Genomic DNA, 19,236 nt, shown 5'->3' with positions numbered 1-19,236 from the left:
CGTGCGTTACAACTGGCCTAAGTCTATCATTAAGCCAGAAGCTTCACACGGTAGTAGAATTATTTGAGAACAGGTTTGTGATAAATAAACGGATTCGGGGTCAATGAGCCCTGTGAACCCTCTTTGGTTAACACACGCCCTAGCTCTGTCATCGCCAACCAGCGATTCTCACACCAAAGTGGGGATAACAAGGTTGGTCTTCGAGCTGATGACGATACGCGGTGAAAAATAATGGTTGCTGGTGTGCGTCGAATCATCTCACTGGCCACATCCAAATAAAACTCTAGCGTTGGCGCTTCTAATCTCCCAGCTCGCCATGCCTTACCCATGGTGCTGCCTTCAACAATGTGTAAACCATGCAGTTTTATACCATCGGTACCTGTCGATAGTACTTTGTCTAAAGTAATAAGGTTATCTTGCTTAGATTCATTTGGTAGACCAACAATTATATGAGTACAGACCTTGATACCCAGCGCTCGAGCACGTCGAGTGATCTCATCATAAACAGCAAAGTCATGACCACGATTGATACGCTTAAGAGTATGATCATGAGCGGTTTGTAAGCCTAGCTCTAACCAGATTTCATAGCCTTGCTTAACATATCCCGCTAAGAGGTCCAGCACTGAGTCAGGAACACAGTCTGGACGCGTTCCAACGCATAAGCCAACAATATCGGCATATTTCAGCGCTTCTTCGTACATATTTTTGAGCACCTGTACTTCCGCATAAGTACTGGTGTAAGCCTGAAAGTAGGCGAGATATTTTTTAGCACGCTTCACTTCACCAGCGCGATCGCTGAGCTGCTCATGAATCGATTGGATCTGCGTCTCTTCACTTGCAAAAGAAGCGACATTACAAAATGTGCAGCCCCCACGACCTATTGTGCCATCCCTGTTTGGACAGCTAAAACCACCGTGCAGGGTAAGTTTGTGAACTTTTTCACCATATCGGCGCTGAAGGTCTTGGCCGATGGTATTCACTAGCTCATGTAATTGCATGCTCGAAAAAACCTATTAATAAGAATGAATCTCACTCTAACTCATGAAACTAAATTACATCCCTGCAAAATAAAACCATGCATCGTAGCAACTGGAGAGACAAACACCTTTAACCGAAATCAATAAATATTCATAAAAACAACGAAAAACGGCACATGCTGCACAAATGTTATTATTTATATTCAAAAAGAGATAAAAAAATGCGGGACAGACGTAACTTTCGTTGGAATTACCTAGCGCAAAATTGTAGGATACTTACACAATTCTGCTATTTTTGCCGTTTTTATTACAGTACAAATTAGTAGATTGAAGGTTGATATTCTACTCCCACCAACATATTCCACTGGATTGTGGAAAGATGACATTGAATATCACCACGGAATGTTTTTCTCGCAATACTTTTCCTGCGAGATGCAGAATGGACTCGAAAGCTGCCCCCTCTGGCAGTCAAGAATCAAAATTACAAAGGACAAGGCACAAACACACACTCAAGTTGTGCCTGGATTAAACTGGAAGGAAGTATCTATGGTAGATAGAGAGCAGAATACACAAGGTCTGTATACTCCAGAATTGGAGCATGACGCTTGTGGTATCGGTTTTGTTGCTCACCTAAAAAACCGTAAATCACACGAAGTAGTGACCCAAGCCCTGGATATGCTAGCACGTATGGAACACCGAGGTGGCCAAGGTTGCGATCCATGCAGTGGCGATGGCGCAGGTATCCTACTTCAAAAACCCCATGAATTTCTTTTAGAAGAAGCGGTTAAGCTTGGAATTAAGCTTCCTTCTTTTGAAAAGTACGGTGTCGGTGTAGTTCTTTTCCCTAAAGATGAGCACAAACGTGCACAATGCCGTGACATTCTAGAGCGCAATGCGAAGCGACTAGAATTAGAAGTCATTGGCTATCGTGTATTACCAACAGACAACTCAATGATCGGTGCCGACCCACTTAGCACAGAACCCCAATTTGAGCATGTCTTTGTTTCTGGTGGTCCAGGTTGTACGCCTGAAGAGCTGGAACGTAAACTCTATGTACTACGTAACTACACGGTCCGAGTTTGCCTAGAAAGCGTTTCTAACATTGGAGATGACTTCTACATCAACTCAATGTCCTATAAGACGCTTGTCTATAAAGGTCAGCTCACCACCGAACAAGTTCCACAATACTTCCTCGATTTACAAAACCCAACGATGGTGACAGCACTTGCTCTGGTTCACTCTCGATTCTCTACCAATACTTTCCCGAAATGGCGCCTAGCGCAGCCTTTCCGTTACATTGCCCACAACGGTGAAATCAACACAGTTCGTGGTAACTTGAACTGGATGAAGGCTCGTGAAGCGATCATCGAGTCTGACTTGTTCACACAAGCAGAAATCGACATGCTGCTCCCTATCTGTCAAGAAGGTAGCTCGGATTCATCAAACTTCGATATGGCACTTGAGCTCCTAGTTCTTTCTGGTCGTAGCCTGCCTCATGCGTTGATGATGATGATCCCTGAAGCATGGCAAGAAAACAAAAACATGGACCCAACACGTCGTGCGTTTTACCAGTATCACGCCAACGTCATGGAACCGTGGGATGGTCCAGCATCTGTGTGCTTTACCGACGGGGTTCAGGTAGGGGCAACTCTTGACCGCAATGGCCTACGTCCTTCACGCTATACCGTTACTAAGGATAACTTCTTAGTTATGGCATCAGAATCTGGTGTGGTAGATATTAAACCGGAAAACGTTGAGTTTCGCGGTCGCCTACAACCGGGTCGTATCTTTGTTGCCGACCTAGAACAAGGTCGCATCATCTCTGATGAGGAAGTGAAAGACGGTATTGCCAGTGCTCAGCCATACCAGAAATGGGTGGAAGAGAACCTGCTAAGCCTTAAAAAGCTTCCAGATGCGAGCAACGAATTCAGCCAACCTTCACCTGAAAAGCTACTGCACAAGCAACAAGCGTTTGGCGTCAGTTCAGAAGAAGTGAACGAAATCATTGTCCCTATGGCAAAAGATGGCAAAGAGCCACTCTCTGCAATGGGTGCCGACTGGCCATTGGCAATCCTGTCTCACCAGTCACAACATCTATCCAACTACTTTAAACAGCTATTTGCTCAGGTGACTAACCCGCCAATCGACCCGATTCGTGAGCGTATGGTCATGTCTCTGAACACTTACCTAGGTAAGGATCAGAACCTACTGTCTGAATCTCCGGAGCACTGCCAAAAAGTAGAACTCGAGTCTCCTGTTTTATCGAACTCAGAACTTGAAAAGCTGCGCGCTATCGATAATGAGCACCTGCAAGCAAAAACTCTGGATATCGTTTTCCAAGCGAGTGAAGACGAAGGCAAGCTAGAACGCGCCCTAAAGCGTATTTGCCAATACGCTGAAGACGCGGTTATCGATGGTTATTCAATCATCCTGTTAACTGACCGTGCGATCAACTCTAACCACGCAGCAATCCCAGCAATGTTGGCGGTAGGCGCGGTTCACCACCACCTCATCCGTAAAGGTTTACGCGCTAAGTGTGACATCGTTGTAGAAACTGGCGATGCACGTGAAACACACCACTTTGCAACGCTAGTGGGCTATGGTGCAAACGCAGTTAACCCATACCTCATTATCGAAACGATGGTAGAGCTACAGCGCACTAAAAAACTGGATCCAGAAACTAGCATCTCTGAGCTGTTCGAGAACTACCGCAAGTCTATCAACGGCGGTCTTCTGAAGATTTTCTCGAAGATGGGTATCTCGACACTTCAGTCTTACCACGGCGCACAGATTTTCGAAGCGCTAGGTATCAGTAAATCTGTGGTTGAGAAATATTTCACGGGTACGGTTTCACGTATTCAAGGTCTCACCATCGATGATATCGCCAAAGAAGTCTTAGTTCGTCACCGCATTGGGTTCCCAACACGTGAAATTCCAGTTCAGGTTCTTGATGTGGGTGGCGTATATCAATGGAAACAACATGGTGAAAAACACCTGTTTAACCCAGAAACTATTTCCCTACTGCAAGAGTCGACTCGCAACAAAGATTACGCTCAGTTTAAGAAGTATGCGAAAGCCGTCGATGACCAAGGCGATAACGCTGCGACTCTGCGTAGCCAATTAGACTTCGTTAAAAACCCAGCAGGCTCAATCCCGCTGGAAGAGGTAGAACCAATCGAAAAGATTCTGAAGCGCTTTGCTACAGGTGCGATGTCATTCGGTTCTATCTCTTACGAGGCTCACTCAACACTTGCTGTAGCCATGAACCGTATCGGTGCTAAGTCTAACTCCGGCGAAGGCGGTGAAGACCCAACTCGTTTCGAGCGTAAAGAAAACGGTGACTGGGAACGCTCAGCAATTAAGCAGGTTGCATCAGGTCGTTTCGGTGTCACGTCTTACTACTTAACTAACGCTGATGAGCTGCAAATCAAAATGGCTCAAGGTGCGAAACCAGGTGAAGGTGGTCAGCTTCCTGGTGATAAAGTGGATGATTGGATCGGTGCAACTCGTCACTCGACGCCAGGCGTTGGCCTGATTTCACCGCCACCACACCACGATATCTACTCAATCGAAGATTTGGCACAGCTGATCTACGACTTGAAAAACGCGAACCGCGCTGGTCGCGTTAACGTGAAGCTAGTGTCAGAAGCGGGTGTAGGTACTATCGCCTCAGGTGTAGCAAAAGCGAAAGCTGACGTTGTACTAATCGCCGGCTTCGATGGTGGTACTGGTGCATCACCAATGTCTTCCATTCGCCACACAGGTCTTCCTTGGGAGCTTGGTTTGGCAGAAACACACCAAACGCTTCTAAAGAACGGTCTACGTAACCGTATCGTGGTTCAATCCGATGGTCAGATGAAAACGCCACGTGACCTAGCAGTCGCCACTCTACTTGGTGCTGAAGAGTGGGGTGTCGCAACGGCTGCGCTTGTGGTCGAAGGTTGTATCATGATGCGTAAGTGTCATAAGAACACCTGCCCTGTCGGTATCGCAACGCAAAACAAAACACTACGTGAGCGCTTCGATGGCCGAGTAGAAGATGTCGTTACCTTCTTCCAATACATGGCCGAAGGTTTGCGTGAAATGATGGCAGAGCTTGGCTTCCGCACTATCGATGAGATGGTAGGTCAATCTCACAAACTCAAAGTTCGTGAAGATATTGGTCACTGGAAATATAAGAATCTAGATCTTTCTCCTGTTCTGCACATTGAACAGGCTCGTGAAGAAGATGGCGTATATAACCAGACCACCCAAAACCACAACCTTGAAGACGTTCTGGATCGTAAGTTGATTCAAGCCGCTATTCCTGCGCTTGAAAAAGGCGAAGCCGTGAATGCGGAATTCCCTATCATCAACACTGACCGTTCTGCGGGTACCATGCTGTCGAATGAGATTTCTAAAGTCTATAAAGACCAAGGTCTACCAAAGCCAATGAATGTGAAATTCACTGGCAGCGCAGGTCAATCATTCGGAGCATTCCTAGCGAAAGGCGTGAAGTTTGAAGTGGAAGGCGATGCGAACGATTACTGGGGTAAAGGTCTATCAGGCGGTACTTTGGTACTCTACCCTGATGCAAGGTCTACCATCATTGCTGAAGATAACATTGTCGTAGGTAACGTATGTTTCTACGGCGCTACGTCCGGTGAATCCTTCATTCGAGGTATGGCTGGTGAACGTTTCTGTGTACGTAACTCCGGCGCTAAAGTGGTTGTTGAAGGGGTTGGTGACCACGGCTGTGAATACATGACAGGTGGTGTCACCATTATCCTGGGTTCAACAGGCCGTAACTTTGCCGCTGGTATGAGCGGTGGTGTCGCGTATGTTTGGGATACTGCTGGTGACTTTGAAACCAAATTAAATCCAGAATTGGTCGATCTCGATCCAATCGAACAAGAAGATCGCGAACTACTGAAAGATATGCTGACGAAGCATGTGGAGTTCACAGGAAGTGAAGTTGCTCAGTCGTTTTTAGACAATTTTGAAGCAAGCCTTGCCTCATTGGCAAAAGTGATGCCGCGTGACTACAAAGCAGTGCTTCAAAAACGCAAAGCAGAAGCTGAGCAAGCTCAAACGGAAGAAGTGGAGGCAGTATAATGGGTAAGCCTACTGGATTTTTAGAACATGGTCGCGAGCTTCCAAAGAAGCTCGATCCAGCCGTTCGTATTGAAAACAATAAAGAGTTCGTACTTAACGAAGAGTTTGGGAACAAGATCAACACGCAAGCTTCTCGTTGTATGGATTGTGGCGTACCTTTCTGTCACAGCGGTTGCCCTATTGGCAACATCATCCCTGAGTTCAACGACGCGGTATATCGTGATAGTTGGGAAGAAGCTTGGAACATTCTAAGCTCTACCAATAACTTTCCAGAATTTACTGGACGTGTCTGCCCATCTCCATGTGAGAGTGCTTGTGTACTTGGTATCAATCAAGACCCAATTACTATCTGTAACATTGAGAAAACTATCGTAGAAACGGCATACCGTGAAGGGTATGCCAAACCGAAAACACCGCGTTCTCGTACGGGAAAAACGGTCGCTATCATCGGCTCTGGCCCTGCTGGCCTCTCTGCGGCAGAGCAGCTCAATAGTGCCGGCCACTCTGTTACCGTCTTTGAACGCGATGAAAAAGTGGGGGGTCTACTTCGCTTTGGCATTCCAGATTTCAAATTGGGTATGGACATCATTGACCGTAAGATCAATCTGATGGCGGAAGCAGGCGTTGAATTTAAAGTAAATCAACATGTGGGCGTAGATGTTAATGCGCAGCAGCTGCGTCAAGAGTTTGATGTGGTGTTGCTAACGGGTGGCTCTACCGTTCCTCGTGATTTACCTGTTCCAGGGCGTGAGCTACAAGGCGTGCATTTCGCTATGGAGTTCCTTGCTCAGAACAACCGCCGTGCAAACGATATGGATCTAAAAGGCGAAGAGATCCATGCTAAAGATAAGCACGTTGTAGTTATTGGTGGTGGTGATACAGGCTCTGACTGCGTGGGCACATCAAACCGTCATAAAGCAGCCAGTGTTACTCAGGTCGAAATCATGCCGATTCCACCAGAAAAACGTCCAGCGAACATGCCTTGGCCGCAATATCCAATGATCATGAAAACCACCACTTCTCATGAAGAAGGTTGTGATCGTCATTGGAATATCCTGACCAAAGAATTTATCGGTAACGATGAAGGTCAGGTAACAGGCCTTCGTATTGCTGACATCGTCTGGAAAGACGCAGCGCCGGGTGAACGCCCTAGTTTTGAGGAAGTGGCAAACTCTGAGCGCGTGATTCCATGTGATATGGCCTTCTTAGCAATGGGGTTCTTACACCCTGAGCCAACGGGCGTTTTAGCACAACTTGATATCAAACTGGATGAGCGAGGAAACGTCGCGTCACAAGGTTTCCAAACCAACCAACAAGGTGTTTTTGCCGCAGGTGATATGCGTACTGGTCAGTCTCTGGTTGTACGATGCATCAACGAAGGACGTGAGTGTGCACGTGCCATCGATGAGTACCTAATGGGCAACACCAACCTTGAAGCGAAAGCCGATTCATTAATGCTTTCAGCCTAAAGGTTGTCTGTCTGGTTACACTAATAAGTAACTAACAGTATTCCTTCCTAATTTGGCCAGCAGTTTTGCTGGCCTTTTTTTGTCCTCAGTCGACATTCTACTGTACAAACTGTTAACCACCTCACTCTTTCCAAGCAATTTGCCGGTGAATTGCTTAGAGAAATCGTTTGAATTTCTGAAACATACACAACAAATTTCTGAAAACTTGACCTTTATCGCCATAAGCTATACGTTGTGAAGTTGGTGAAAATAAAATAGATACAATTTGTTAAGCATTTAATTTCTGAAAATTTGACCTAAATAACAACAAAAAGTCATTAAAAAGCATTAATTTACTGTCAGGATGACAGCAAGCTCAAAGGGAGAAAGGCAATGGCTCTTTACGATCCTAGTCTTGTTAAAGACAACTGTGGATTTGGTCTTATTGCACATATGCAAGGTCAGCCCAGCCACAAACTGGTTCGCACCGCAATCTCGGCATTAGACCGCATGACTCACCGTGGCGGTATCAACTCAGATGGAAAAACAGGCGACGGTTGTGGCCTACTACTTCAAAAACCGGATTCTTACTTTAAACTTATCGCAGAAGAAAATGGTTGGAACCTAGGTAAACAATACGCTGTAGGCATGCTGTTTCTTTCCAAAGACCCAGTCAAGGCGCAGTCTGCGAAAGATATCATCAATCAAGAACTGTCACAGGAAACGTTAACCATTTCCGGTTGGCGAGATGTTCCTACCAATAATGAAGTACTTGGTCCAATCGCATTAAGCTCAGTACCGAGTATCGTTCAGGTGTTTATTTCTGCTCCCGCAGGTTGGCGTGAACAAGATGTTGAACGACGCTTGTACATCGCTAAACGCCGCATTGAAAAGCGCATCCTTGATGATGAAGATTTCTACATTTGTAGTCTGTCGACGCAAGTGATCGTCTACAAAGGGCTATGTATGCCTGCGGATCTGCCGCGCTTCTACCTTGATCTTGCCGATCTTCGCATGGAATCCTCGATCTGCCTGTTCCACCAACGTTTCTCGACCAATACTCAACCTCGCTGGCCATTGGCACAGCCATTCCGATATTTAGCGCATAATGGTGAGATCAATACTATCGAGGGGAACAGACAATGGGCAAAAGCACGTGCCTATAAGTTCGCGTCACCACTGCTACCTGATTTGCAATCCGCAGCGCCATTCGTTAACGAGACTGGCTCAGATTCATCCAGCTTAGATAACATGCTGGATCTATTCCTTTCTGGAGGCATGGATATCTTCCGCGCTATGCGTATGCTTGTGCCACCAGCATGGCAAAATCATCCAGATATGGATCCCGATTTACGTGCCTTCTATGACTTCAACTCTAAACATATGGAACCTTGGGATGGACCAGCAGGCATCGTACTATCCGATGGTCGTTATGCCGCGTGTAACCTTGATAGAAACGGCCTTCGTCCAGCTCGATATGTCATTACCAAAGACCATTTGATTACTTTAGCCTCTGAGGTCGGTATCTGGGACTACGCCCCTGATGAAGTCGCCAAGAAAGGTCGTGTTGGTCCAGGTGAGTTGTTGGTGGTCGATACTCAACAAGGGGAACTGTGGCACTCACAAGACATAGATAATGATCTAAAGAGCCGTCATCCTTACCGCGAGTGGATGGAAAATAATGTCCACAAACTGACTCCATTTAGTGCGCTTCCTGACGATCAAGTTGGCGCTCGCAGTTTTGATGAACCCCTGTTAAAAACCTATCAGAAGCAGTTCGCTATGACGAACGAAGAGACGGATCAGGTCTTACGCGTTTTAGGTGATATGGGCCAAGAGGCCGTCGGCTCTATGGGTGATGATACCCCAATGGCAGTCCTCTCTTCTAAAGAGCGTTTAGTCACCGACTATTTCCGTCAGAAATTTGCTCAGGTCACCAACCCACCGATTGATCCACTGCGCGAAAAGCATGTGATGTCATTGGCGACCAGTGTTGGTCAAGAGATGAATGTATTTTGTGAGACCGATGGTCACGCCTATCGAGTCACGTTCGACTCTCCAGTACTACTTTACTCTGATATGCAGCAACTGCTAGAGCTGAGTGATAAACACTATCGCAATACTATTTTGGACATTAATTACGATCCGAATGAGAAAGATCTCAAGCAAGCTCTGCTTGACCTTTGCGATAGTGCCGAGAGCGTCATCAAGCAAGGAACCGTTTTATTGGTTCTTTCAGATCGAGCTCTAGTCAAAGGAAAACTACCTATTCCGGCAGCAATGGCCGTCGGCGCGGTGCAAACTCGTTTAATCGAAGCCAACTTACGTTGTGACGCCAATATTATCGTTGAAACTGCAACGGCCCGAGACCCTCACCAATTTGCTGTATTGCTTGGTTTCGGCGCTACGGCTATCTACCCTTATTTGGCCTATGAAGCACTTGGTAAACTGATCGATGATTGTGCTATTGATAAGTGCTACCGAGACGTGATGCAAAACTATCAATACGGTATCAATAAAGGTCTGTATAAAATTATGTCCAAAATGGGCATTTCCACTGTTGCCTCCTATCGCTGCTCTCAGCTGTTCGAAGCCGTTGGTCTGCACACCGACATCGTCGATCTTTGCTTCAAGGGAGTGACTACTCGTATTCAAGGTGCAAACTTCGAAGATTTCCAACAAGACCTGTTTAACCTATCGAGAAAAGCATGGGCAAAACGCAAGCCTGTCGAGCACGGTGGACTACTAAAATATGTTCATGACGGCGAATACCACGCCTACAACCCTGATGTTGTTGGTACGCTGCAAAAAGCAGTGAAAAGTGGTGAATCATCTGATTATCAGACGTTTGCCAAACAAGTAAATGAACGTCCTGTGTCTATGCTGCGCGATATGATGGCACTGAAAAAGTCAGACTCACCACTGGCACTAGACAAAGTCGAGCCGAATTCAGAGCTGTATAAACGTTTCGACTCTGCTGCAATGTCCATTGGTGCTTTAAGTCCAGAAGCTCATGAAGCACTGGCTATGGCGATGAATAAGCTTGGCGGATATTCTAATTCAGGTGAAGGTGGTGAAGATCCGCGTCGATTTGGCACTAATCGTAACTCTCGCATTAAACAAATTGCCTCTGGACGTTTTGGTGTCACGCCGCACTATTTGACCAATGCCGATGTGTTGCAAATCAAAGTGGCTCAAGGCGCTAAACCCGGTGAAGGCGGACAGCTTCCTGGCCATAAAGTGACAGCGGAAATTGCCAAACTGCGCCATTCAGTACAAGGTGTTACCTTGATTTCCCCACCTCCTCACCACGATATCTATTCTATTGAGGATTTAGCACAGCTGATTTTCGACCTTAAACAAGTCAACCCAAATGCGCTCGTGTCGGTGAAGCTGGTGTCTGAGCCGGGAGTTGGCACTATCGCAACAGGAGTTGCAAAAGCCTACGCCGACCTTATCACTATTTCCGGCTACGATGGCGGCACGGCGGCGAGTCCACTAACGTCGGTCAAATACGCAGGTTGTCCTTGGGAACTCGGTCTGGCTGAAACTCAACAAGCTCTTGTTGCCAACAACTTAAGACACAAGATTCGTCTGCAAGTTGATGGCGGTCTTAAAACCGGGCTTGATGTGGTCAAAGCTGCTATTTTAGGTGCGGAAAGTTTTGGCTTTGGTACTGCACCAATGGTGGCTATGGGCTGTAAGTTCTTACGTATTTGTCACTTGAATAACTGTGCCACGGGTGTAGCCACTCAGGATGAGACCTTACGAAAAGAGTACTTTAAGGGCTTACCTGAAATGGTGGTCAACTACTTTACAGGTCTTGCTGATGAAGTGAGAGAGTTACTCGCTCAGTTAGGCGTAGAGAAGCTCACTGACCTTATCGGTCGCACTGAGCTATTGGAAAGCCTTGAAGGTATGACAGCAAAACAAGCCAAACTTGACCTGTCGAATATCTTAGAGGCTCCGGTTTCACCATTATCACTGCCTTTGTACTGGACCGAGCCGAATCAGCCGTTTGATAAAGCACTGCTAAATCAGAAAATTACCGAAGAAACACAGGCGACGGTCGAAGCCAAATCGGGTGGCAGTTTTTACTTTGATATCCGCAATACCGACCGATCTGTTGGGGCAAGACTTTCAGGGGAAGTGGCCAAACGCTATGGCAATCAAGGCATGGCAAGCCGTCCTATTAAGCTTTATCTCGATGGTACTGCAGGCCAGTCTCTTGGAGTCTGGAACGCAGGTGGCGTTGAGATTTATCTAACCGGTGATGCCAACGACTATGTCGGCAAAGGCATGGCTGGAGGCAAGCTGGTTGTGAAGCCGCATGTAGGTACAACGTTCACTTGTAATGAAGCCACTATTATCGGTAATACCTGCTTATACGGTGCCACGGGCGGTAAACTGTTCGCTGCTGGTACGGCCGGAGAGCGTTTTGGTGTCCGTAACTCAGGCACGATTGCCGTTATCGAGGGTGCAGGCGATAACGCTTGTGAGTATATGACTGGCGGTATTGTGGCGATTCTTGGCGCAACAGGAGTCAACTTCGGTGCGGGTATGACGGGCGGATTTGCCTATGTGATGGACACTAATGAAGACTTTGCAGGGCGAGTCAACACCGAGTCCGTCGAAGCCATCGCATTATCCGATCTCTATATCCACCAAGAACATCTTCGTGGACTGATTGCCGAGCATCTCGAGGAAACTGGTTCGGTGCATGCTGAGAATATTCTGGCGAACTTTGATGAATGGATTCCGAAGTTCTATCTAGTGAAACCAAAAGCGGCAGATTTACGCACGCTACTTGGTCACCAAAGCCGAAGCGCCGCTGAGCTGCGCGTTCAAGCACAATAATTGGAAGGAGCCAGAATTATGAGCCAGAACGTATACCAATTTATTGATGTGAATCGCATCGACCCGGCGAAAAAGCCACTCAAGGTTCGCAAAATTGAGTTTGTAGAGATTTACGAACCTTTTACCAAGCAACAAGCTACCGCCCAAGCAGACCGATGCCTTGACTGTGGTAACCCTTATTGTGAATGGAAATGTCCTGTTCACAACTATATTCCTCAATGGCTGAAGCTTGCCAATGAAGGACGAATCATTGAAGCAGTAGAGCTATCACATCAAACTAACAGTCTACCGGAAGTATGTGGACGAGTTTGTCCGCAAGATCGTCTATGTGAAGGTTCTTGCACGCTTAACGAAGACTTTGGTGCCGTGACCATTGGTAATGTCGAGAAATACATTACCGACAAAGCCTTTGAAATGGGCTGGAAGCCAGACATGTCGCATGTGGAATGGACGGATAAAAAGGTCGCAATCATAGGCGCAGGTCCTGCGGGGCTCGCCGCTGCTGATATCCTAGTTCGTAATGGTGTTAAGCCTGTTGTCTTTGACCGCTACCCTGAGATTGGCGGACTGCTGACCTTTGGTATTCCATCGTTCAAGTTAGAAAAAGATGTCATGTTAAACCGACGTCGAATCTTTAACGAGATGGGTGTTGAGTTTCAACTGAATACCGAAGTGGGTAAAGACATTGAGATGGCGACACTGATCAGAGACTATGACGCGGTATTTTTGGGAGTTGGCACCTACAAAAATATGCGCGCGGGTCTAGAGAATGAGGATGCACCAGGTGTATTTGATGCCCTGCCATTTTTAATATCTAATACTTACAAAGTGATGGAATTAGAAGCCACCGCTCCTTTTATTGATATGAAAGGTAAGAAAGTCGTCGTACTTGGTGGTGGTGATACCGCAATGGACTGTGTCAGAACGTCGATTCGCCAAGGTGCAGATAACGTTATCTGTGCTTACCGCCGAGATGAAGACAATATGCCAGGCTCTCGACGCGAGGTAAAAAATGCCCGAGAAGAAGGCGTTAACTTTATGTTCAACTTGCAGCCTTTGGGCATAGAGGTAGATGCCAACGGCAACACCTGTGGGGTTAAAGTCGTCAAAACAGCACTGGGAGATCCTGACGAAGCAGGTCGCCGTCGTCCAGAACCTGTAGCAGGTAGTGAGCACGTTCTTGCCGCTGATGCTGTTATCATGGCGTTCGGTTTTCAACCGCACCAGATGTCATGGCTTGAACCTTACGGTGTAGAACTCGATCAATGGGGACGGATCAAAGCTCCAGCCTCTCAAGAATTTATGTATCAGACGACCAATGAGAAGATCTTCGCTGGTGGTGATGCAGTTCGTGGTTCAGATCTCGTGGTTACTGCCATTGACGAAGGGCGCAAAGCGGCAGAAGGCATACTAGACTTCTTAGCGGTCTAACACCAGACACGCCATTCCGATCTTCATCAATCAGAATGACCATTGTTTTCTTAGCCCAGCCTAGCTGGGCTTTTGTTTAAGGGATGATTATGACATTACCCAAGTGGCTTACACTTTCTTCAGTGATGATCCTAGCCGCATGCGGCGCAGGTTATAAAACAACAACGGACCGGACAGAGCAGCGCTGTGGCGATAGCCCTCGGTGTGTTTCAACCCAAGATAGCCGAGAAGAGTTTACACTTGCCCCATTCACATTAACGCCAAACGCTAATATCAATCAGATAGAACAAGTCGCCCTAACCCTTCCGAATGCCGAAGTTGCGGCCAAAGAAGGCAATTATCTGCGGGTTGAATACACCTCCAGTGTTTTTCGCTATGTCGATGATATGGAGTTAAAAATTGAAGGAGACCAATTATTGGTTCGCTCCGAAGCTAGAATTGGCTATTACGACTTTGACGTGAACCGTGAAAGAGTTGAAGCATTTCGCCTCAAGTTGATCGAATCAGGACTGATTGAAGCAAACCCTTGAGTAATTGCTATAGCAATGGTTGGGCTGTGCAAAGACTATTGCTATACTGCACGCCAAATACGTTTTCCAACCTGAGAGAATCTCTATGAAAATCGGCGTAATCGGCGCAATGGAACAAGAAGTTTCCATCCTAAAATCAGCATTAACAAACCTTGTTGAAACTAAAAAAGGCGGTTGCACCTTCTTTACTGGTCAACTTAACGGTGCGGACATTGTCTTGCTACAGTCAGGTATTGGCAAGGTAGCGGCAGCTGTAGGAACAACGATTCTTCTTAGCGATTACCAACCTGATGTGGTTATTAACACAGGTTCTGCAGGTGGCTTTGAGTCTTCACTCAACCTAGGAGATGTCGTCATCTCCACTGAAGTTCGTCATCACGACGCTGATGTGACGGCATTTGGCTATGAAATTGGTCAGATGGCGGGTCAACCAGCAGCCTTCGCTGCCGACGCTAAATTGATGGAAACAGCAGAACAAGCGCTTGCACAGATGAAAGATAAGCACGCAGTACGTGGTCTAATTTGTACTGGTGATGAGTTTGTATGTCGTCCAGAGCGTCAAGAAACTATCCGTAAAAACTTCCCTGGTGTTATCGCTGTCGAGATGGAAGCATCAGCTATCGCGCAAGTTTGCCACCAGTTCAATACACCTTTCGTAGTGGTACGTGCTATCTCTGACGTGGCAGACAAAGAGTCACCAATGAGCTTCGAAGAATTCCTACCTTTGGCAGCGCAAAGCTCGTCTGAAATGGTAGTAAATATGGTGGATTTGCTTAAGTAACCCTTCAACTTAAGCCTCCTAAGGGAAATAAAACGCAAGGACTGCTGAATGAGCTCTTTTCTAGAGAGTTTATATGGAAATGGCGCACTACTGGTAATGTGGAGTGCGCTGTTATTTCATCTGCTAATTCCAATCCCCTCCGCCGCTCATCCTGTTCGATTTTGGCAGCAGATTGCTGCGCTAGTAGCAGGTAAAGTCAATTCCCCATCGTCAACAAACGAGCAACAACGCCTTGCGGGTTGGCTTGCCCTGTTACTAATGCTAGTCCCCACTAGCCTAGTACTTTGGGCTCTTGAGCCATTAGTTTGGAAGCCAGAATTCTATCAATTAGCCTTGCTTCTCTTGGCCATTGATTGGCGCAACAACGAACAGTACGCCCACAAACTTATTAATGCCCTCGCTCAAGAAGATAAAGCCAATGCGCGTAGACTGCTGTCAACCAAAGTAAACCGAGAGACCAACAACCTATCGCTTCTGGGTATTGGCAAAGCAGGCTCTGAGACGCTACTTCTGAGTTATGCTAGAAACGTGGTCGGCGTGCTGTTTTGGTACGGCGTTAGTGGTGGTGTTGGCGCTTTGCTGTATCGACTGACTTTAGAGCTCGCTCGCAATTGGAGTCCTAGCCAAAAAGGCTTTGCTAGTTTCGGTAAACCTATTGCTTGGCTATTTTCACTGTTGGATTTCGCACCCCAGAAGCTGTTTTCAATACTCATGTTTGCTGGTCTGCCCATTGCCTCTATTAAACACGCCATAATGCAAGCTAAATCGTGGCATAACCCAGTCACGGCTTGGCTCATCAGTGGCTGTGCACACCGTTTTGAGCTTGCTCTTGGTGGGCCAGCTATCTATCAAGGTGAAAAACTTCAGCGAGCACGTATCGGCGGAAAAGTAGCACCATCAGCTTATCACTTGGCCTTGTTGCAGAAACACATTGCTTGGCGTATCTATTTTTGGCTAGTGATGCAGAGCCTAGTCATGTTTATCATTCACAGAGGTTTCTAATTTCATGAAGAATTGGCTCATACTTGTCATTACTTTTTTGGCAACTCAACATGCTCTAGCAGACACACAACGTATTATCAGTTTAGCTCCTCATGCTACGGAACTGGCGTATGCCGCAGGACTTGGCGATAAGCTTATCGCAGTAAGTGAATACAGTGACTATCCAGAGCAAGCGAAAGAGTTGGAGCGAGTGGCCAATTACCAAGGTATCAAATTGGAACGAATCGTGGCGATGCAACCTAACCTCATTCTTGTCTGGCCTGCGGGAAACCCTGCACGTGAATTGGAGAAACTAGAAAAGCTGGGATTTAACCTATTTTACTCACAAACCAACACTCTCGATGATATCGCTATCAACATCGAGAAATTAAGCCAATATGCCGATGACCCTTCCATTGGCTTAAACGCAGCCAAAGAGTTTCGTCGAGGTTTAGCGCAGTTAAAGCAAAAATATGACACAGAAACACCCGTTCGCTACTTTTACCAGCTAAGTGAAAAGCCCATTATCACCTTAGCGCAAGGCAGTTGGCCGAGCGAAGTGTTTGAGTTTTGTGGTGGTGAAAATATTTTTGCCGATAGCAAAGCCCCCTATCCACAAGTCAGCCCTGAACAAGTAATAGTTCGCCAGCCCCAAGCCATTTTTACTTCAGAACATGCCATTAAAAACGGCACCATGTGGCACAAGTGGCAGCAGGAGTTACCAGCAGTTAGCCAACATCATGTGTGGTCATTGACGTCTGACTGGCTAAACAGACCAACACCAAGAACACTTCTAGCCATACAACAGGTTTGCAAGTATCTGGATCAGGTAAGAACTCAATAATAATTGAGAGATGGATCACATTCAGCTACGAACCACTAGGCGCAATCGTTAAATCCCGTAAAATTGGCGAACTTTCCTTTTAATGCTTCAGTGAGAAACTAGCTGTGGACTCCATGCTCTATTTGGTCGACTTATTTGGTACGGCAGTGTTTGCGATATCAGGAGTGATACTTGCAGGAAGACTCAGGATGGATCCTTTTGGTGTAATGGTACTCGGTAGCGTCACTGCGATAGGTGGCGGCACGATTCGAGACATGGCACTCGGTGCAACGCCAGTTTTCTGGATCACCGACAACACTTACCTTTGGGTCATTTTCATCACCTGTATTGTGACCATGCTATTGATTCGCCATCCACGTCGACTTCCTTGGTATGTGTTACCAGTGTGCGATGCCGTTGGTCTTGCGGTTTTTGTCGGTATCGGGGTTGAGAAGTCCATGTTATTCCAAAACTCCTATATGGTTGCAGTCATTATGGGGGTAATTACCGGATGCGGTGGCGGTATTATTCGGGATGTGCTGGCTCGCGAGGTCCCTATGGTACTGCGCCGTGAGGTATACGCAACAGCCTGTATCATAGGTGGTGTTTTCCATACCTCAGCTCTGTTACTTGGTGCTTCTTCAGAAGTGGCCTTCTTGTGTTGTATTGTTGCAACGCTGGTTATTCGCTTAGGCGCTATTCGCTGGCACTTATCCTTACCTACGTTTGCTTTAGATAAGTAACCTGATTACCAAAAGCTAGAGATAACAATCTCTAGCTTTTACTCTTCATTTTTCCCTTTCGCTTTAGTATGTTGGTTAATTCATCGTCTCTCAGACCAATGACAGGGAAAAGTCTATGGATGTCATCTTCAATCACGTTTCTTTTGACCGATCTGGTTCTATCTCTATTCCAAATTGGCGCATTCAATCTGGTGAACATTGGGCAGTATTTGAAACCCAAGGCAATGTAGGCTCCTTATTAGGCGACTTATTGTGCCAAGAAATCCTTCCTAAAGAAGGGGAGGTTCTTGGTTTACAAACGGACATCGCACAAGTTTCTTTAGCAGAACAGCAGCGGTTACTTGAACTGGAAAATGCCAATGACGATACCGACTTTATGGATCGAATCGATTTTGGTCGTACCGTGGCTCAACTGGTATCCGAGTTTGCCAGCAACGAAACTGTAGCAGAGCAGTTGATTCAAGAGCTGGATCTTTTGCACTTAAGAGAGCGAGGCTTTAAGCAACTATCAACCGGCGAAACACGTCGCGTTATGTTAGCTAGAGCATTAGCAACCTCACCTAAACTGCTTATTTTGGATGAGCCATTTGTCGGCTTAGATACGTTGCATCGCAAAATGCTCGCCGATTACCTTCGCGACCTATCACTGCATATTCAATTGGTGGTGATCACCTCAAGGGAAGATGAAATCCCGGTTTGGGTTAATCATGTCGCGATGTTTGAAGATGGTACATTGACCGAGCAACTAGGCTACCAGCAATGGCGCACTCACCCTGTCATTTCACAGCTACTGGCTCAATCTTCAGCGCAAAGCGAACAATGGCTTGCGCTAATTCGTAAGCATCAACATCAATCGAAGTTTCCAGACCCCTTGGTTAAAATTACCGATGGACACGTAGAATACGTCGACCAAAAAATATTCTCCGGCGTGAACTGGCAGATTAACAATGGAGAGCACTGGCAAGTTCGTGGACCAAACGGTTGTGGAAAAAGTACATTGCTCGGCATGATCTTTGGCGATCATCCACAATGTTATAGCAATGACATTCTGATTTATGGTTTGAAGCGCGGCAGCGGAGAAACCGTTTGGGACATCAAACAGCATACTGGCATGGTCTCTTCTGCACTTCACTTGCAATATCGTGTCAGTTGCAGCGCCTTGGAAGTCTTGTTATCGGGCTTTTTCGACTCTATCGGACTTTATGATAAGCCTAGCCAAAATCAGATAGATGCGGCGAAAGAGTGGTTAACGCTGCTTCATATGGAGCACTTGCACGACCGTTCTTTTAAGTCCCTCGAATATAGTCAACAAAGACTCCTTTTAATTGCTCGAGCTATTATCAAACAGCCTACTATCCTTATCTTGGATGAGCCTTATCAAGGGCTTGATTTTCTAGGCCGTAAGCTGGTGATGAATGCCCTCGATATGATAGCCAAAGAAAACTTAAGCCAGTTGCTCTATGTCTCCCATTATGTGGAAGATGAACTAGACAGCATTCACCATTTTGTCGATTTTATTAAAGATGAAGACGATGAATACTATCGCGTTGAACTCACACAGCCTATGTAGG

At 46.5% G+C, this 19,236-nt stretch carries 11 protein-coding genes; 10 read left to right on the top strand and 1 reads right to left on the bottom strand.

From position 1 onward, the window contains the following. Positions 1-59 precede the first annotated feature (59 nt). Positions 60-998 (bottom strand): tRNA modification radical SAM protein MnmL/YtqA, encoded by a 939-nt coding sequence (gene mnmL / locus VTH8203_RS02850; protein ID WP_096992280.1) that lies wholly within the window; start codon positions 996-998, stop codon positions 60-62. 525 nt (positions 999-1,523) lie between these two features. Here mnmL and gltB (VTH8203_RS02845) point away from each other — a divergent pair. From gltB (VTH8203_RS02845) to modF, 10 genes are all read left to right on the top strand, one after another. Beyond that, a complete protein-coding gene (gene gltB, locus VTH8203_RS02845) occupies positions 1,524-6,071 on the top strand; it encodes a glutamate synthase large subunit (RefSeq protein ID WP_096992279.1) in 4,548 nt (1,515 codons plus the stop codon). After that, positions 6,071-7,540 carry a glutamate synthase subunit beta gene (locus VTH8203_RS02840; protein WP_096992278.1) on the top strand — a complete coding sequence of 490 codons (1,470 nt, stop codon included), beginning with the start codon at positions 6,071-6,073 and terminating at the stop codon, positions 7,538-7,540. The genes gltB (VTH8203_RS02845) and VTH8203_RS02840 overlap by 1 nt, the downstream gene beginning before the upstream one ends. A 372-nt stretch (positions 7,541-7,912) precedes the next feature. Further along, complete coding sequence (gene gltB / locus VTH8203_RS02835) at positions 7,913-12,376, top strand: glutamate synthase large subunit (RefSeq protein WP_096992277.1); 4,464 nt, start codon at positions 7,913-7,915, stop codon at positions 12,374-12,376. A gap of 18 nt (positions 12,377-12,394) precedes the next feature. After that, positions 12,395-13,807, top strand: coding sequence for a glutamate synthase small subunit GltD family protein (locus VTH8203_RS02830; protein WP_096992276.1), 1,413 nt, complete (start codon positions 12,395-12,397; stop codon positions 13,805-13,807). Between the two features lie 89 nt (positions 13,808-13,896). After that, positions 13,897-14,337 carry a DUF1499 domain-containing protein gene (locus VTH8203_RS02825; protein ID WP_096992275.1) on the top strand — a complete coding sequence of 147 codons (441 nt, stop codon included), beginning with the start codon at positions 13,897-13,899 and terminating at the stop codon, positions 14,335-14,337. An 85-nt stretch (positions 14,338-14,422) separates the two neighbouring features. After that, positions 14,423-15,118: a 5'-methylthioadenosine/S-adenosylhomocysteine nucleosidase gene (mtnN, locus tag VTH8203_RS02820; RefSeq protein WP_006072892.1), complete on the top strand. Its 696-nt coding sequence runs from the start codon at positions 14,423-14,425 to the stop codon at positions 15,116-15,118. A 48-nt stretch (positions 15,119-15,166) separates the two neighbouring features. Further along, positions 15,167-16,120, top strand: coding sequence for a cobalamin biosynthesis family protein (locus tag VTH8203_RS02815; RefSeq protein WP_096992274.1), 954 nt, complete (start codon positions 15,167-15,169; stop codon positions 16,118-16,120). 4 nt (positions 16,121-16,124) lie between these two features. Continuing rightward, positions 16,125-16,943 (top strand): vitamin B12 ABC transporter substrate-binding protein BtuF, encoded by an 819-nt coding sequence (gene btuF, locus VTH8203_RS02810; protein ID WP_096992273.1) that lies wholly within the window; start codon positions 16,125-16,127, stop codon positions 16,941-16,943. A 113-nt stretch (positions 16,944-17,056) separates the two neighbouring features. Further along, a complete protein-coding gene (locus VTH8203_RS02805) occupies positions 17,057-17,665 on the top strand; it encodes a TRIC cation channel family protein (protein WP_417892258.1) in 609 nt (202 codons plus the stop codon). A gap of 115 nt (positions 17,666-17,780) precedes the next feature. Next, positions 17,781-19,235 (top strand): molybdate ABC transporter ATP-binding protein ModF, encoded by a 1,455-nt coding sequence (gene modF / locus VTH8203_RS02800; RefSeq protein ID WP_096992271.1) that lies wholly within the window; start codon positions 17,781-17,783, stop codon positions 19,233-19,235. The last annotated feature ends 1 nt before the right edge of the window (position 19,236 follow it).

Source organism: Vibrio thalassae (assembly GCF_900089835.1).
GTDB lineage: Bacteria > Pseudomonadota > Gammaproteobacteria > Enterobacterales > Vibrionaceae > Vibrio > Vibrio thalassae.
Note: the sequence above shows the minus strand (reverse complement) of the source record. Positions and strands in the feature narration are given on the sequence as shown.

Bases quoted from the DNA above. Each gene is read 5' to 3' on its own strand.
- VTH8203_RS02840 (WP_096992278.1), top strand. From the start codon at position 6,071: ATGGGTAAGCCTACTGGATTTTTAGAACATGGTCGCGAGCTTCCAAAG.
- VTH8203_RS02815 (WP_096992274.1), top strand. From the start codon at position 15,167: ATGAGCTCTTTTCTAGAGAGTTTATATGGAAATGGCGCACTACTGGTA.
- gltB (WP_096992279.1), top strand. From the start codon at position 1,524: ATGGTAGATAGAGAGCAGAATACACAAGGTCTGTATACTCCAGAATTG.
- VTH8203_RS02825 (WP_096992275.1), top strand. From the start codon at position 13,897: ATGACATTACCCAAGTGGCTTACACTTTCTTCAGTGATGATCCTAGCC.
- gltB (WP_096992277.1), top strand. From the start codon at position 7,913: ATGGCTCTTTACGATCCTAGTCTTGTTAAAGACAACTGTGGATTTGGT.
- mnmL (WP_096992280.1), bottom strand. From the start codon at position 998: ATGCAATTACATGAGCTAGTGAATACCATCGGCCAAGACCTTCAGCGC.
- VTH8203_RS02805 (WP_417892258.1), top strand. From the start codon at position 17,057: ATGCTCTATTTGGTCGACTTATTTGGTACGGCAGTGTTTGCGATATCA.
- VTH8203_RS02830 (WP_096992276.1), top strand. From the start codon at position 12,395: ATGAGCCAGAACGTATACCAATTTATTGATGTGAATCGCATCGACCCG.
- mtnN (WP_006072892.1), top strand. From the start codon at position 14,423: ATGAAAATCGGCGTAATCGGCGCAATGGAACAAGAAGTTTCCATCCTA.
- modF (WP_096992271.1), top strand. From the start codon at position 17,781: ATGGATGTCATCTTCAATCACGTTTCTTTTGACCGATCTGGTTCTATC.
- btuF (WP_096992273.1), top strand. From the start codon at position 16,125: ATGAAGAATTGGCTCATACTTGTCATTACTTTTTTGGCAACTCAACAT.